The organism is Pseudomonas sp. GW822-FHT04H02 (assembly GCF_058800645.1).
Genome location: NZ_JBXAMM010000004.1, coordinates 680370 through 696096, shown reverse-complemented (window position 1 = coordinate 696096; position 15727 = coordinate 680370). Strand labels below are relative to the sequence as shown.

Genomic DNA, 15727 nt, shown 5'->3' with positions numbered 1-15727 from the left:
TTGGACACAGTGACCTCGATGGCAAGTGACAGCCGTCAACGCCCGCTTGCGCATGAGTACGCTTGCGCCGGCCCGCCATGGGCAGCAACTGCTGGAATTGATCCGAAGGCACTGCGGGGGAGACCAGGACGGCCTGAACCTGAGTGCAGTCGATTTTACGCAACATAGCAAGTTCTTGCGTGGTTTCCGCGCCCTCGGCCAGCAGCGTCAGATCCGACTGTCGATCCAGGCTGGCAATGCTGGTCAGCGCCTGCGCCGGCTCCTGGTTGGCGTTCTAGCCCTACATCTGCGTGCGGTCGATCTTCGAGCTGGTACAGGGGGCTGATACCAGGTTCAAGGACGAACTGCGGTCCTTGCCGACATCATCCTGGGACGGGTCAGGCGCTTTGATTCGTGAAGGCAGGCCGCGGAGTAGAAATTGCCGATGTCATCCAGCATCTAGCACTTCTTCAATTCATTGCTGGCCGGCGTTTGACCGAGCCACAGGCGGAGCTCTTCATCGGATACCGGCCAATCTGTTTTGGTTTTGCGGGTGGCCGACGGGTACAGGCTTTCAGCCGGGCTTTGCGGGTGGTGAAAATGGTATGCACTTTGGCGATCGCGCTGCTCATGTAGCTGCGCCGCTGGGGCGCTTCGTTGTTGAAGGTAAACAACAGGAAGCGCTGGAGACCGCCCAGAATGCCCCACAGCAGCACCAAGGCAAAGGTGCCTAGCAGGTACCGTACAGCATGGGGTGTAGAGCTGATCGGGCGAAGGTAGTTCTTCAATCTCATCCCGGCACTATTGAGACGGCCAGAGGCCGGGAAAAGCAGATGAACCTTATTACCGGCAGGCAGTAGATCGTTACAGGTAGTTCACGATGAAGGTGACTTCGGTGTTGGCACTGCCGGCCTTGAGTTCACTTGTCTCCAGGCGGTAATACGTGGCCGACAAGGGAATCTTGAAGCTGGTGCCGGTGGTGGTGAACGCGTCGAACGGGTAGGTGGTATCCAGTGCCATCGGTTGCCCGAGGTCATTCATCAGTTGCAGGCCAATGCCTTTAGCGGTGGAGCTGCCGTTGAGCGCGACGATGCCTTTTTTGGCGTCGATGACCGGGGTGTTGGCCTTGAGCGAGTAGGTGACTTTCTTGATGCCGGTCTGGCACTGGTTCAAGCCGATGTCGAAGTGCACCGTGCGAGGTTTCGCTCCCGCCTCGGCAAACTCGTTGAGTTGATAGTCATCGCCCATGGCGACTGGTACGGACGGGGTCTGGCAGGAGGCCGCATTCAACACCAGAGCATTGCTCAGGTTGAATTTGTTCAGGATCAGCTCACCAGATCGCAGATCGCCCAGATTGCCGGCATCAATCCTGACTTGCGATGCCAGTGGGCCTGACTTGACGATTTCCAGCCGGATTGCGCCGGATACCACGCTGTAGCTTTTCGGGCTGATTGCAAACAGGGAAGGCTCATAGCGACTTAGCATATCCATCCAGATACGGAACGAGAGGCCGGTCTTGCCCAAGGGGAAGGTCGTTACGGTGCTGGTTGGGGTGCCAAGCGCGGGATTGACTGCCACGCCGTATTGCGAGGTCGCATTGCACGACCAACTGTGCGAGAGAGATTGCTGTGCGGTGTCCTGGTAGACCACTGTGCCATCGGGCGTGTCGGCCGGGATTGTCAGGCCACCATTGGCGAGGCTTGCGCCGAAGTTGAGGGTTTGTGTGGTGGTGGCACCGAGGAACGTGCAATTCGCTGCCATCGCCTCCAACGAGCAAACCAGTAAAGTCGCCGCAACAACGGTGAGCAAGGGGTGGTGCGGTTTTAATCGCTTCATGAACAGGGCTATACGTGTCGGCCAAGGAGCGCGGTACGTTAAACACGCTGCCTGCCGAGGGATATCAGGCGATTCCTATATGACCTTGCCGCGATCCGCAGATAAGGGGCGTATTAGGCTTGCCAGCCCCTGAAAACCTTGCTGGTTGCCGCTGCTGGATTTTGCCTGAGTGATCACCAGCCCCAGGTTCTGGATAGCGGCGCCGACGCGTGTGCCCGTTGTCTCGATGAATCCTGATTGTCGCTACACCTGGGTTGTACCCGTCGCCAGCAGGTTGGCGATGACGCCCGCCTGTTCAACATAAAGACCCAGTCCATTGGTCAACTAATTACAAAGCAACCTAACTATTGCGTTGACATTCGCTGCCTAGGCAGTAACATCTCGACATATATTCACTGCCTAGGCAGTTATTAGGTGAGCACATGAAGCATTTCACCCCGGACGAATTCAAAACCTGCCATCTCGGCCTGTTGCTGGGCCGCGCCGCATTGCTCAAGGACCGGATCATCGACACCCACATGGAACCCCACGGCATCACTGCCGCGCAGTTCAAAGTGTTGATCATCATGGCCCAGTTCGGCGTCGATACCCCGGCCGAGCTGTGCCGGCACCTGTCGCTGGACAGCGGTTCGATGACACGCATGCTCGATCGTCTGGAGCAGAAGGGCTTCCTGGCTCGCCAACGCAGCGAAGGTGATCGCCGCCAAGTGCAACTGACCCTGACCGAACAGGGCCAGCAGTTGACGGATCGTCTGCCGCAGATCGGCGCCGACGCGATGAATGAACTGGCTGGCGCGATCTCCCCGGACGAGTTGAAGACCCTGGAATACATCCTCAAGAAAATCCTGCTGGCCGCCGGTGACCCGATCACCATCCAGCGCTTAGGTGAACACAATGAGCAGTAAAACCTTGCGCAGCAGCCTGACGCTGGTGCTGTCGGCGATGATCCTTGCCGGATGCGCCAATTACAGCGGCCTCGATACCCAAGGCAAAAATCTCGACGCGAAAAGCCTGAAGGCCGGCCAATCCCTCAACGGTGTGACCCTGTCGCCTGCGGCATGGCCGAAAAGCGACTGGTGGACCAGCCTTGGCGATCCACAGCTCGACGGTCTGATCCGCGAAGCCCTGCGCGACAGTCCGGACATGCAGATCGCCGCCGCCCGCGCCCATCAGGCCAGCGCCGCCGCGTATGCCGCCGATGCCGAACGCTATCCGACCCTCGACGCCAGCGCCGGCATCAGCCGTTCGCGCCTGGCCAAGGATCAGGATCCGCTGGGGCAGGGCGATGCCTACGCCACCGTGCGTAACATCAGCGCCGGCTTCAATTACAACTTCGACCTGTGGGGCGGCCAGCGTGATGCCTGGGAAGCCGCACTCGGCCAGGCTCGTGCTGCTGAAGTCGACCGTCAGGCCGCGCAATTGACCCTCGCCGCCGATGTGGCCCGGGCCTACAGCGATCTGGGGCAGGCGCACATCGTCTATGACCTGGCCAGCGACGATCTCAAGCGCACCAGGCAAATGCTCGATCTGAGCCAGCGTCGCTTGAGCGCCGGGATCGACAGCCAGTACCAGCTCCAGCAAACCCAGAGCCTGGAAGCCAGTTCCGAAGCCAGCCTGATCGACGCCGAAAAACGCCTGAGCAGTGCGAAAATCGCCCTGGCCGTGCTGCTCGGCAAAGGCCCGGATCGCGGCAGTGAAATCGCCCGGCCCAAAGTATTGCAAGCCAGCGCCGTGGCAGTGCCCTCGGTTCTTCCGGCAGAGCTGCTTGGCCGCCGCCCGGACCTGGTCGCCGCCCGCTGGCGTGTAGAGGCCGCGAGCAAAGACATCGATTCGGCGAAAACCCGCTTCTATCCCAACCTGAACCTTACGGCGTCCGCCGGTGCCGAATCCTTGTTGGGTGACGCAATGTTTGGTTCGGCCAGTCGCTTCTTCAGCATCGCCCCGACCATTTCGCTACCCATCTTCGATGGCGGGCGCCTGCGCGCCAACCTCGATTCGCGTGACGCCGATTACGATCTGGCGGTGGCGCAGTACAACAAAAGCCTGGTGAAAGCGCTGGGTGATGTCAGCGACACGATCAACCAGTTGCGTGACATCGGCCGGCAAATCGGCGCGCAACAGCACGCCACCGATATTGCTCAGGATTCCTATAACACCGTGGTCCAGCGTTACGGTTCCGGCATCGGCAACTACCTGGACGTGCTCAGCATCGAGCAGCAACTGCTGCAGGCCCAACGTCAGTTGGCCAACCTCAATGCCGAGCAGATCGATCTGTCGATTCAACTGATGCAAGCGCTGGGCGGGGGCTTTCAGGGCGAGACCCTGAGCGCAGCCAACGCCATTCCAGCCACGCCGCACAACTAATTCAGGTATTTGTCATGGCCACTGCCGAAAACACCCAAGCTCAAGACAACTCGCAAGACACCGGCAATCCGCGCAAGCGCAAAGTGATGCTGCTGGTGCTGGCCATCGTTGTGGCCCTCACCGGTGCCGGTGTCTGGGCTTATCACGAATTCATCGGGCGCTGGAATGAGAGCACCGATGACGCCTACGTCAACGGCAACGTCGTTGAAATCACTCCGCTGGTGACCGGTACCGTGGTCAGCATCGGCGCCGACGATGGTGACCTGGTCCACGAAGGTCAGGTGCTGATCAACTTCGACCCCAACGATGCCGAAGTCGGTCTGCAAAGTGCCCAGGCGAAACTGGCGCGTACCGTGCGTCAGGTTCGCGGCCTGTACAGCAATGTCGACGGCATGAAAGCCCAGGTCAACGCGCAACAGGCCGAAGTGCAGAAGGCTCAGGACAACTTCAACCGCCGGAAAAACCTTGCCGCTGGCGGCGCGATCTCCCAGGAAGAACTGTCCCACGCCCGCGACGACCTGACCTCGGCGCAAAACGCCCTGGCCAACGCCAAGCAGCAGTTGAAAACCACCAGTGCGCTGGTCGATGACACCGTGGTCTCGTCGCACCCGGACGTGATGTCGGCGGCTGCGGATCTGCGCCAGGCCTACCTGACCAATGCGCGCAGCACCCTGATCGCGCCGGTCACCGGTTACGTTGCCAAACGCACCGTGCAGCTCGGCCAGCGAGTGCAACCGGGTACGGCGTTGATGGCGGTGATCCCGCTGGATCAACTGTGGATCGATGCCAACTTCAAGGAAACCCAACTGCGTGACATGCGCATCGGCCAGCCCGTGGACATCGAGTCCGACATCTACGGCAGCAGCGTGAAATACAGTGGCACCGTCGACAGCCTCGGCGCCGGCACCGGCAGCGCGTTTGCTCTGTTGCCCGCGCAAAACGCCACCGGCAACTGGATCAAGATCGTGCAGCGTGTGCCGGTGCGGATTCACATCAATGCCGAAGAGCTGGCCAAGCACCCACTGCGGGTTGGGCTGTCGACCAATGTTGAAGTGAACCTGCATGACCAGAGCGGCCCGGTACTGGCGCAGCAACCGCAGCAAAAGGCCTCGTTCAGCACCAACGTCTACGACCGGCAGTTGGCCGAAGCCGATGCGATGATCGCTCAGCTGATCCATGACAACAGCGCTGTGGTCAGCAAAACCGCGCAACGCTGATTCGCCACTGACCCTGTGGGTGCGAGCATGCTCGCCCCACAGGGGCGCAGCGCCACCCCGGTTCCAAAGGATTCGCGATGAGCAATAACGCTTCTTTCACGCCGCCCAGCCTGTTGCTCAGCACCATCGGCCTGTCGCTGGCGACCTTCATGCAGGTGCTCGACACCACCATCGCCAACGTGGCGTTGCCGACGATTTCCGGCAACCTTGGTGTGAGTTCGGAGCAGGGCACGTGGGTGATTACCTCGTTTGCCGTGAGCAATGCGATTGCGTTGCCGCTGACCGGCTGGCTCAGCCGGCGCTTTGGCGAGGTAAAACTGTTTCTCTGGGCGACGATGCTGTTTGTGCTGGCCTCGTTTCTCTGCGGCATCTCGACCTCGATGCCTGAGCTGATCGGCTTTCGTGTGCTGCAAGGCCTGGTGGCCGGGCCGTTGTACCCAATGACGCAAACCCTGTTGATCGCCGTTTATCCACCCGCCAGGCGCGGCATGGCCCTGGCATTGCTGGCAATGGTCACGGTAGTGGCGCCGATTGCTGGTCCCATTCTTGGCGGCTGGATCACCGACAGCTACAGCTGGCCGTGGATTTTCTTCATCAACGTTCCGATCGGCATTTTTGCGGTAATGGTGGTGCGTTCGCAGCTGGCCAAGCGCCCGGTGGTCACCAGCCGTCAGCCGATGGACTACGTCGGGCTGATTTCGCTGGTCATTGGCGTCGGCGCGTTGCAGGTGATCCTCGACAAGGGCAATGACCTGGACTGGTTCGAGTCGAACTTCATCATCATCGGTGCGGCGATTTCGGTGATCGCGCTGGCGGTGTTCATCATCTGGGAAATGACCGACCAGCATCCGGTGGTCAACCTGCGGCTGTTCGCGCACCGCAACTTCAGCATTGGCACGATAGTGCTGGTGCTGGGTTACGCCGGGTTCTTCGGTATTAACCTGATCCTGCCGCAATGGTTGCAGACCCAGATGGGCTACACCGCGACATGGGCGGGGCTGGCGGTGGCACCGATCGGCATCCTGCCGGTGCTGTTGTCACCCTTTGTCGGCAAGTACGCGAACAAGTTCGACCTGCGCCTGCTGGCAGGGCTGGCATTCCTGGCCATTGGCCTGAGCTGCTTCATGCGTGCCGGTTTCACCAATGAAGTGGACTTCCAGCACATCGCCCTGGTGCAACTGTTCATGGGCATCGGCGTGGCGCTGTTCTTCATGCCGACCCTGAGCATCCTGATGTCCGACCTGCCACCGCACCAGATCGCCGACGGCGCTGGCCTGGCAACCTTCCTGCGGACTCTGGGGGGTAGTTTTGCGGCGTCGCTGACCACCTGGATCTGGATTCGCCGGGCAGACCAGCATCACGCTTACATGAGCGAAAGCATGAGCATCTTCGACCCGGTCACCCGGGATGCGCTGAGCAATCTCGGAGGCGCGAGCACCAAGGCTTACGCGCAGCTGGATCAAGTCCTGACCAGCCAGGCATACATGCTCTCGACCGTGGACTACTTCACCTTGCTGGGCTGGGGCTTCATGGGCCTGATTCTGCTGGTCTGGCTGGCCAAGCCGCCATTCGCTGCCAAGGCCGGCCCAGCCGCGGCGGGGCATTGATGCCCTTCGTCGCAGGCGCAGGCGTCCGAAAGGGCCATGCAAGGCTTGCTGGCCCCTTCGCCGGCAAGCCGGCTCCTACGGCAGCGAGGGCGTCCGTTCAGGGCGAACCGGGCAGCGCCAGTTGCGTCGGTACGAAATCGAACGCCGCCAGTTGGAAACCCTGCTCATCCACCTGCAGCGCCCAGCCCTGACGGTCCCAGTCCCCCAGCACAATGCGCTTGGCGGCTTGTTCGCCGATCTGCAGCTTGTGGATCGCCGGGCGATGGGTGTGGCCGTGAACCAGGGTGCGCACCCCGTGTTCCTGCATGACCTGCGGTACCTGGTCCGGGGTCACATCGACAATGTCGTTGGCCTTCATGCGGGTCTGGGCCCGGCTTTCGTTGCGCAGCTTGCGCGCCAGCTTGCGCCGGGTGCCCAGGGGCAGGTGGCGCAGAATCCACAGGCTCAGCGGGTTGCGCAGGTAGCGGCGCATACGCATGTAGGCTTCGTCACGGGTGCACAGGCTGTCACCGTGCATCAGCAATACCGGCTCGCCGTAGAAGTCGACGACGCTGGGATCCTTGAGCAGGGTGGCACCGGCCGCCTTGCAGAAGGCCTTGCCGAGCATGAAGTCGCGATTGCCATGCATCAGGAAGATCTGCGTGCCGCTGTCGCTGAGCTCGCGCAATGCCTGGCAAATGGAAAGCTGGTAGGGGGTCATGGCATCGTCGCCGATCCATACCTCGAAAAAGTCCCCGAGGATGTACAGCGCCTCGGCGGCGCGGGCGCGCCCACCGAGTAATTCCAGAAACGCCCGGGTGATGTCCGGGCGCTCCTCTTCCAGATGCAGATCTGAAATCAGCAGTATCACTCAATGATCTCGGCTTTCTCGATGATCACGTCGTCTGCGGGTACGTCCTGGTGGCCGGACTTCATGGTGGTGGCCACGCCCTTGATCTTGTCGACCACCTCGGTGCCGGCGATCACTTTGCCGAATACGGCGTAGCCCCAGCCCTGCACGGTCTTGCCGCTGTGGTTGAGGAAGCTGTTGTCGGCAACGTTGATGAAGAACTGCGCGGAAGCCGAATGCGGCTCCATGGTGCGGGCCATGGCAACGGTGTACTTGTCGTTGGAAAGGCCGTTGTCAGCTTCGTTCTGGATGCTTGGACGCTTGTCTTTCTTTTCTTTCATGCCAGGTTCGAAGCCGCCGCCCTGGATCATGAAGTTACCGATGACGCGGTGAAAAACGGTGTTTTCATAGTGACCGGCTTTCACGTATTCGACGAAGTTGGCCACGGTCAACGGGGCTTTCTCGGCGTTCAGTTCCAGCACGATCTCGCCGTGGTTGGTGGTCAGTTTGACTTGGGTCATGGTCGGTACTCTTTATAAGGAGAAGCGTTTTCAAGAAAATCCTGGGTATCGGGACGCGTGGGCAGCCCGGACCGGTTTGGCCATCTTGCAGCCAAGGAGCGCAGTTTAGCGTGACAGCCACGAATTTCGAGGCTGTTTTTTCACCGGCCTGCCATTAATAGCCGCAGTTTTAAAGCTGCGCTCTGTCAGGTACTTGACAGCATCGGCTATGATATCCGTTTTGATTTGTCAGGCCGCACCCGGCCACGCACTTGTACGTTCAAGGATCCTATGAGCAAGCCCACTGTCGACCCTACCTCGAATTCCAAGACTGGACCGGCCGTACCGGTCAACTTCCTGCGCCCGATCATCCAGGCGGACCTGGACTCGGGTAAGCACACACAGATCGTGACCCGCTTCCCTCCGGAGCCCAATGGTTACCTGCACATCGGTCACGCCAAGTCGATCTGCGTGAACTTCGGTCTGGCCCAGGAATTCGGTGGCGTCACGCACCTGCGTTTCGACGACACCAACCCGGCCAAGGAAGACCAGGAATACATCGACGCCATTGAAAGCGACGTCAAGTGGCTGGGTTTTGAGTGGTCCGGCGAAGTGCGTTATGCCTCGCAGTACTTCGACCAGTTGCACGACTGGGCCGTGGAACTGATCAAGGCGGGCAAGGCCTATGTCTGCGACCTGACCCCTGACCAGGCCAAGGAATACCGCGGCAGCCTCACCGAGCCAGGCAAGAACAGCCCGTTCCGCGATCGCTCGGTGGAAGAGAACCTGGACTGGTTCGCCCGCATGCGCGCCGGCGAGTTCCCGGACGGCGCCCGCGTGCTGCGGGCCAAGATCGACATGGCCTCGCCGAACATGAACCTGCGCGACCCGATCATGTATCGCATCCGTCACGCTCACCACCACCAGACCGGTGACAAGTGGTGCATCTACCCCAACTACGACTTCACCCACGGCCAGTCGGACGCCATCGAAGGCATCACCCACTCGATCTGCACCCTGGAGTTCGAAAGCCACCGTCCGCTGTACGAGTGGTTCCTCGAGCACCTGCCGGTGCCCGCGCACCCGCGCCAGTACGAGTTCAGCCGCCTGAACCTGAACTACACCATCACCAGCAAGCGCAAGCTCAAGCAACTGGTGGACGAGAAGCACGTGAATGGTTGGGACGACCCGCGCATGTCGACCCTGTCGGGCTTCCGCCGCCGCGGCTACACCCCGGCATCGATCCGCAATTTCTGCGAGATGGTTGGCACCAACCGCTCCGACGGTGTGGTCGATTACGGCATGCTGGAATTCAGCATCCGTCAGGACCTCGACGCGAATGCCCCGCGTGCCATGTGCGTGCTGCGTCCGTTGAAAGTCGTGATCACCAACTACCCGGAAGGCCAGGTCGAGAACCTCGAACTGCCGCGTCATCCGCAGAAAGAAGAACTCGGCGTGCGCCAGCTGCCGTTCGCCCGTGAAATCTACATCGACCGTGACGACTTCATGGAAGAGCCGCCAAAGGGCTACAAGCGCCTGGAGCCGAACGGCGAAGTGCGCCTGCGTGGCAGCTACGTGATCCGTGCCGATGAAGCGATCAAGGACGCCGAGGGCAATATCGTCGAGCTGCGTTGCTCCTACGACCCGGACACCCTGGGCAAGAACCCTGAAGGCCGCAAGGTCAAGGGCGTGGTCCACTGGGTGCCGGCTGCCGCCAGCGTCGAGTGCGAAGTGCGTTTGTACGATCGTCTGTTCCGTTCTCCGAACCCGGAGAAGGCCGAGGACAGCGCGAGTTTCCTGGACAACATCAACCCTGACTCCCTGCAAGTGCTCACTGGTTGTCGTGCCGAACCCTCGCTGGGCAACGCACAGCCGGAAGACCGTTTCCAGTTCGAGCGCGAAGGCTACTTCTGCGCGGATATCAAGGACTCGAAACCAGGCGCTCCGGTATTCAACCGTACTGTGACCCTGCGCGACTCCTGGGGTCAGTGATTCAGTCAAGGAACTAACGTGCTAACGATCTACAACACGCTCACCAAGAGCAAAGAAGTCTTCAAGCCGCTGGATGGCAACAAGGTGCGCATGTACGTGTGCGGCATGACCGTGTACGACTACTGCCACCTGGGGCACGGCCGCAGCATGGTGGCCTTCGACCTGATTACCCGCTGGCTGCGTTTCAGCGGGTATGACTTGACCTATGTGCGCAACATCACGGATATCGACGACAAGATCATCAATCGTGCCAATGAGAACGGCGAGGCCTTCGAGGCCCTGACCGAGCGCATGATCGCGGCGATGCACGAGGACGAGGCGCGGCTGAACATCAAGAAGCCGGACATGGAACCGCGCGCCACCGACCATATCCCCGGCATGCACGCGATGATCCAGACCCTGATCGACAAGGGCTACGCCTACGCTCCGGGCAATGGCGACGTGTACTACCGCGTCGGCAAGTTCATGGGCTACGGCAAGCTGTCGCGCAAGAAGATCGAAGACCTGCGCATCGGCGCGCGGATCGAAGTCGACGAGTCGAAACAGGACCCGCTGGACTTCGTCCTGTGGAAAGCCGCCAAGCCGGGTGAGCCGAGCTGGCCATCGCCTTGGGGTGACGGGCGTCCGGGCTGGCACATCGAGTGCTCGGTGATGTCCACCTGCTGCCTGGGCGAGACCTTCGACATTCATGGCGGCGGCAGCGACCTGGAGTTCCCGCACCACGAGAACGAGATCGCCCAGAGCGAGGCGGCTACCGGCAAGACCTACGCCAACGCCTGGATGCACTGCGGCATGATCCGCATCAATGGCGAGAAGATGTCCAAGTCCTTGAACAACTTCTTCACCATTCGCGACGTGCTCGACAAGTACCATCCGGAAGTGGTGCGTTACCTGCTGGTGGCCAGCCACTACCGCAGCGCCATCAACTACTCGGAAGACAACCTCAAGGACGCCAAGGGCGCCCTGGAGCGTTTCTACCATGCACTCAAGGGCCTGCCGAAAGTGGCGCCGGCCGGTGGCGAAGCCTTCGTCGAGCGTTTCACCCAGGTGATGAACGACGACTTCGGTACTCCGGAAGCCTGTGCCGTGCTGTTCGAGATGGTGCGCGAGATCAACCGCCTGCGTGAGAGCGATATCGATGCGGCGGCCGGTCTGGCAGCCCGCTTGAAGGAACTGGCCAGTGTGCTGGGCGTGCTGCAACTGGAGGCCGACGACTTCCTGCAGGCCGGTGCCGAAGGTCGGGTCGATGCGGCAGAAGTCGAGGCGCTGATCCAGGCCCGCCTGGCGGCCCGTGCCAACAAGGATTGGGCAGAGTCCGATCGGATCCGCGACCAGATCACCGCCATGGGCGTGATCCTGGAAGACGGCAAGGGCGGTACGACCTGGCGCCTGGCTGACTGAGCCTGCGTTCGCTGCAACAAGAAACCCGCCTGGTGCGGGTTTTTTGTTGCCCTTCGAACAGTGCAGGATCAGGCCAGCGAGGCGAGGCGCTCCACTGTATCGGGGTAGCGCTCCACCAGGCGTATCAAGGTCGTGGCCTGGGCGTTGGGTATGGCGCGGCCCTGTTCCCAGTTCTCCAGGGTGCGGGTGTTGGTGCGCAGGTACATGGCGAACACCGAGCGCGAGAGGTTGAGTTGCTGGCGGATGTTCATCACCTCGGCGGCGGTGATGGGGGGCAGCTTGTCGAGTTTCACTTTATGGCTGCGCAGGGTGATCTTGCCCTGGCGTTCCTGGGTGAGGGCGTCGATGCCTTCAACCAGTTCGGAAAAGATGTCACGTTTGGTCATGTCTTCTGGCCTCGATTTCACGTTCCAGCAGTTGTTTGAGCTGTTGTCGCTGCTGCGGTAGCAGGTCGTCCATCTGCTCCTTGTCGAACAGGGTGAAGAGCCAGAACTGTGCTCCTCCGGACCACCAGTAATAAATCACTCTCAGCCCGCCACGCCTGCCCTTATTGCGTCGCTCATCGATGAAACGCATCTTGCGCAAGCCGCCAGTGCCCTGAATCAGAACACCCGCGTGCGGGTGGCGCAGCAACTCGATCTGCAGTTCGCAGAACAACTCGTCGTCAAGGAAGTCCTTTCGGTATCGCGCAAATGCCGGTAGTTCAATAAACAGAGCATTCATTTCATACGCTTCCTGCGTATAGAGTGGGTGGAGATACAGCTTTGGTCAAGGCCCGCTGGGCGCCGCGTTTGATCTGGCAGCAGTCTATGCCTGCGGCAGCGGGCTGAATGTCGGACCGGGCCGACGTGGCAGGAAGGGCGATTCCGAGTTTTGCTGGGAAGAGGGGAGGGCAGGGCCCTGAAATGCAAAACGGCACCCGAAGGTGCCGTTCTGTGTGTTGCGCTGAAGCTTAAGCGATCAACCTGCCAGGCCCGAATGCTGGACCAGGGTCAGCAGCGGCTGTGGGTATACGCCGAGGAAGAACGCCAGGACCGCGATGGCCAGCAGCATGACGCCACCGGCTTTCTGTTCCCAGTGCAGTTGGGCATCGACGCGACGCAGGTTCGGCTCGATCAGGTACAGGGTGACCATCACTCGCAGGTAGTAGAAGACGCCGATGGCGCTGCCCATGACCAAGGAACCGACCAGCCACCATTGGTGCGCTTCGACACCGGTAGCGATGATGTAGAACTTGCCGATGAAGCCCGCGGTCAGCGGGATACCGGCCAGGGACAGCATCATCACGGTGAGGACGGCGGTCAGGTACGGACGGCGCCAGAACAGGCCGCGGTACTCGTACAGGGCGTCGGCATCACGGCCTTTGTACGGCGAAGACATCAGGGTGATCACACCGAAGGCGCCAAGGCTGGTGATCACGTAGGTGACCAGGTACACGCCGATGGCTTCCATGGCCAGGCCCTTGCTGGCCACCAGGGCGATCAGCAGGTAGCCGAAGTGGGCGATGGACGAGTAACCCAGCAGACGCTTGAGGTTGCTCTGGGTCAGCGCCAACAGGTTGCCCACCAGGATCGAGGCAATGGCGATCACGGTCAGCACGTTGCTCAGGACACCGCTGCTGGCCACTGGCGACAGCTGGAACAGACGCACCAGTACCGCGAACACCGCCACCTTGCTGGCGGTGGCCAGGAAGGCGGCGACCGGGGCCGGGGCGCCTTCGTAGACGTCAGGAGTCCACAGGTGGAAAGGCACCAGCGACAGCTTGAAGGCCAGGCCGATCAGCATCATGCCCAGGCCCAGTTGCGCCAGCGGGCTTGGCAGGCCGGTGGCGGCCAGGGCCTGGCCGATACCGCTGAAGCTCAGGCTGCCGGCTTCTGCGTAGAGCAGGGCCATGCCGAACAACAGGAAGCCCGAACCGGCTGCCGACAGCACCATGTACTTGATGCCGGCTTCCAGGGAGCGCTTGTTGAAGAAGGCATAGGCCACCAGGCCGTAGACCGGTACCGAGAGCAGTTCCAGGCCGATGAACAGGCCGGCCAGGTTCTGCGCGCTGACCAGTACCAGGCCACCAGCGGCGGCCAGCAGGATCAGCAGGTACAGCTCTTCACGGTTGCCCGGGTAACCGCTGCTGCCATCGCCCAGGTAGGCGTGGGCCAGGGTGACGCAGGCCAGGGTGGCCACCAGGATCAGGGCCATGTACAGGCAGGCGAACTGGTCGATCTGCAACAGCGGGGTGACCGCCAGCGGTGCCACTTTCAGCACCGGGAAGATCGACAGCAATGCCAGGTTCAGACCTGCCACCGACAGCAGGAAGGTCTGGGCGTGGTTGCGCCGCCAGGCGATCGCCAACATCACCACCACAAGGGTGGCGCTGGTGATCAGCAGCGGCGCCAGGGCTATAAAGTGTTGAATCGTAAAGTCCATAGCGCTCTTACCGGGCCGAAGCGAGTTGAGTGAAGGCGGTGCTGAGCCATTGCTGCACGCCATGCATGGTGGCGGCAGAGGTATCGAGGAACGGTTGCGGGTAAACGCCGATGTAGATCAGCAGTACCGCCAGCCCCAGCACCATGATCAGTTCGCGAGCATCCATTCCGTGCAGTACCGCGTCCGACTTGGACGGGCCGAAGTAGGCACGGTGGATCATGATCAGCGAGTAGACCGAGCCGAACACCAGGCCCGAAGTCGCGATCGCGGTGATCCATGGAGCGCTGACGAAGGTGCCGATCAGGATCAGGAACTCGCCGACGAAGTTGCCGGTGCCCGGCAGGCCCAGGGAGGCGGCTGCGAAGAACAGGCTGATGGCCGGCAGGTAGGCGATACGCGACCACAGGCCGCCCATTTCACGCATGTCGCGGGTATGGGTGCGCTCGTATAGCTGGCCGCTGAGGATAAACAGCGCGGCTGCCGAAACACCGTGGGCCAGCATCTGGATCACCGCGCCCTGCAGGGCCTGCTGGCTGCCGGAGTAGATCCCGATCAGCACGAAGCCCATGTGGGAAACGCTGGAGAAGGCGATCAGGCGCTTGATGTCGGTCTGGGCGAAGGCCAGGAAGGCACCGTAGAAGATCCCGACCAGACCCAGGGTCATGGCGATCGGTGCGAACTCTGCCGAGGCGTTGGGGAACAGTGGCAGGGCGAAACGCAGCAGGCCGTAGGCCGCCGTCTTCAGCAGGATGCCCGCCAGGTCCACGGAACCGGCGGTCGGTGCCTGGGCGTGAGCGTCAGGCAGCCAGGAGTGGAATGGCACCACGGGCAGCTTCACCGCGAAGGCGATGAAGAAGCCGAGCATCAGGATGTACTCGGTGGCAGTGGACATCTTGGTTTTCAGCAACTGGGCGTAATCGAAGGTGATAACCCCGGTGTTGTTGAAGTTCACCAGCACCAGGCCCAGGATCGCCACCAGCATGATCAGGCCGGAAGCCTGAGTGAAGATGAAGAACTTGGTCGCTGCGTAGATCCGGGTTTTCTTGCCGTCTGCCGAGCTGTGACCCCAGAGCGCGATGAGGAAGTACATCGGCACCAGCATCATTTCCCAGAAGAAGAAGAACATGAACAGGTCCAGCGCCAGGAACACGCCGACCACGCCGCCCAGGATCCACATCAGGTTCAGGTGGAAGAAGCCCACGTGGCGCTGGATCTCTTTCCAGGAGCAGAGTACCGAGAGGATACCCAGCAGGCCGGTCAGCAGGATCATCAGCAGCGACAGGCCGTCCAGCGCCAGGTGCACGTTGATGCCGAAGCGCTCGATCCACTGGTGCTTGAACTCCAGGGCCCAAGTCGGATCGACGCCAGGCGCCGGAGCATATGAATAGTTACCGTGGGCCCACAGCCAGAGGCCGAGGGCGAGTTCCAGGGTCATGGTCAACAGCGCAATCCAGCGGGGGAGGGTGGCGCCGAAGCGCTCACCCAGCCAGCACAGCAGGCCGCCGATGAAGGGGATCAGGATTAGCCAAGGCAGAATCATGACGGGCTCAATTCCTTTCGCAAGTTCGCAAGGTTCAT

The 15727-nt window shown here is 61.2% G+C and carries 14 protein-coding genes and 1 pseudogene; 6 read left to right on the top strand and 9 right to left on the bottom strand.

Going from position 1 to position 15727, the window contains the following annotated elements:
* Positions 1–35 precede the first annotated feature (35 nt).
* The 3 genes and pseudogenes from AC1RMG_RS20590 to AC1RMG_RS20580 all read right to left on the bottom strand — a co-directional run.
* Positions 36–432: pseudogene (locus tag AC1RMG_RS20590) on the bottom strand (EAL domain-containing protein); the annotation flags it as partial.
* A 17-nt stretch (positions 433–449) separates the two neighbouring features.
* Positions 450–773 carry a hypothetical protein gene (locus AC1RMG_RS20585; protein ID WP_262212434.1) on the bottom strand — a complete coding sequence of 108 codons (324 nt, stop codon included), beginning with the start codon at positions 771–773 and terminating at the stop codon, positions 450–452.
* 70 nt (positions 774–843) lie between these two features.
* Complete coding sequence (locus tag AC1RMG_RS20580; RefSeq protein ID WP_262212432.1) at positions 844–1815, bottom strand: fimbrial protein; 972 nt, start codon at positions 1813–1815, stop codon at positions 844–846.
* 422 nt (positions 1816–2237) lie between these two features.
* Here AC1RMG_RS20580 and AC1RMG_RS20575 point away from each other — a divergent pair, with 422 nt between their 5' ends.
* The 4 genes from AC1RMG_RS20575 to AC1RMG_RS20560 all read left to right on the top strand — a co-directional run bounded on the left by AC1RMG_RS20575 (position 2238) and on the right by AC1RMG_RS20560 (position 7003).
* On the top strand, positions 2238–2720 hold the full coding sequence (locus AC1RMG_RS20575; RefSeq protein WP_011062206.1) for a MarR family winged helix-turn-helix transcriptional regulator: 483 nt from the start codon (positions 2238–2240) through the stop codon (positions 2718–2720).
* A complete protein-coding gene (locus AC1RMG_RS20570) occupies positions 2710–4179 on the top strand; it encodes an efflux transporter outer membrane subunit (RefSeq protein WP_011062205.1) in 1470 nt (489 codons plus the stop codon). Before AC1RMG_RS20575 ends, AC1RMG_RS20570 begins: the two co-directional genes overlap by 11 nt.
* Positions 4180–4193: 14 nt before the next feature.
* Entirely contained in the window at positions 4194–5396 is a 1203-nt protein-coding gene (locus AC1RMG_RS20565; protein ID WP_011062204.1) for an HlyD family secretion protein, read from the top strand.
* 77 nt (positions 5397–5473) lie between these two features.
* Entirely contained in the window at positions 5474–7003 is a 1530-nt protein-coding gene (locus tag AC1RMG_RS20560; protein WP_493170101.1) for a DHA2 family efflux MFS transporter permease subunit, read from the top strand.
* A gap of 97 nt (positions 7004–7100) precedes the next feature.
* Here the strand turns inward: AC1RMG_RS20560 and AC1RMG_RS20555 are convergent, their stop codons facing one another.
* Both AC1RMG_RS20555 and AC1RMG_RS20550 read right to left on the bottom strand, forming a co-directional pair.
* A complete protein-coding gene (locus tag AC1RMG_RS20555; RefSeq protein ID WP_011062202.1) occupies positions 7101–7853 on the bottom strand; it encodes a UDP-2,3-diacylglucosamine diphosphatase in 753 nt (250 codons plus the stop codon).
* On the bottom strand, positions 7850–8353 hold the full coding sequence (locus AC1RMG_RS20550; protein WP_011062201.1) for a peptidylprolyl isomerase: 504 nt from the start codon (positions 8351–8353) through the stop codon (positions 7850–7852). The genes AC1RMG_RS20555 and AC1RMG_RS20550 overlap by 4 nt, the downstream gene beginning before the upstream one ends.
* 270 nt (positions 8354–8623) lie before the next feature.
* Between AC1RMG_RS20550 and AC1RMG_RS20545 the strand changes: the two genes are divergently transcribed.
* Both AC1RMG_RS20545 and cysS read left to right on the top strand, forming a co-directional pair.
* The gene (locus tag AC1RMG_RS20545; protein ID WP_011062200.1) at positions 8624–10324 is read left to right on the top strand and encodes a glutamine--tRNA ligase/YqeY domain fusion protein; all 1701 of its coding nucleotides are present in this window, start codon (positions 8624–8626) and stop codon (positions 10322–10324) included.
* Positions 10325–10342: 18 nt separating this feature from the next.
* The gene (cysS, locus tag AC1RMG_RS20540) at positions 10343–11725 is read left to right on the top strand and encodes a cysteine--tRNA ligase (protein ID WP_053159449.1); all 1383 of its coding nucleotides are present in this window, start codon (positions 10343–10345) and stop codon (positions 11723–11725) included.
* A 68-nt stretch (positions 11726–11793) separates the two neighbouring features.
* Here cysS and AC1RMG_RS20535 read toward each other — a convergent pair whose 3' ends face one another.
* From AC1RMG_RS20535 to nuoM, 4 genes are all read right to left on the bottom strand, one after another.
* On the bottom strand, positions 11794–12111 hold the full coding sequence (locus tag AC1RMG_RS20535; protein ID WP_053152691.1) for a helix-turn-helix domain-containing protein: 318 nt from the start codon (positions 12109–12111) through the stop codon (positions 11794–11796).
* Complete coding sequence (locus tag AC1RMG_RS20530; protein WP_183000997.1) at positions 12098–12448, bottom strand: toxin; 351 nt, start codon at positions 12446–12448, stop codon at positions 12098–12100. The genes AC1RMG_RS20535 and AC1RMG_RS20530 overlap by 14 nt, the downstream gene beginning before the upstream one ends.
* 237 nt (positions 12449–12685) lie before the next feature.
* Complete coding sequence (gene nuoN, locus AC1RMG_RS20525; protein ID WP_015636299.1) at positions 12686–14149, bottom strand: NADH-quinone oxidoreductase subunit NuoN; 1464 nt, start codon at positions 14147–14149, stop codon at positions 12686–12688.
* A gap of 7 nt (positions 14150–14156) precedes the next feature.
* Positions 14157–15689 (bottom strand): NADH-quinone oxidoreductase subunit M, encoded by a 1533-nt coding sequence (gene nuoM, locus AC1RMG_RS20520; protein WP_019092840.1) that lies wholly within the window; start codon positions 15687–15689, stop codon positions 14157–14159.
* Positions 15690–15727 lie beyond the last annotated feature (38 nt).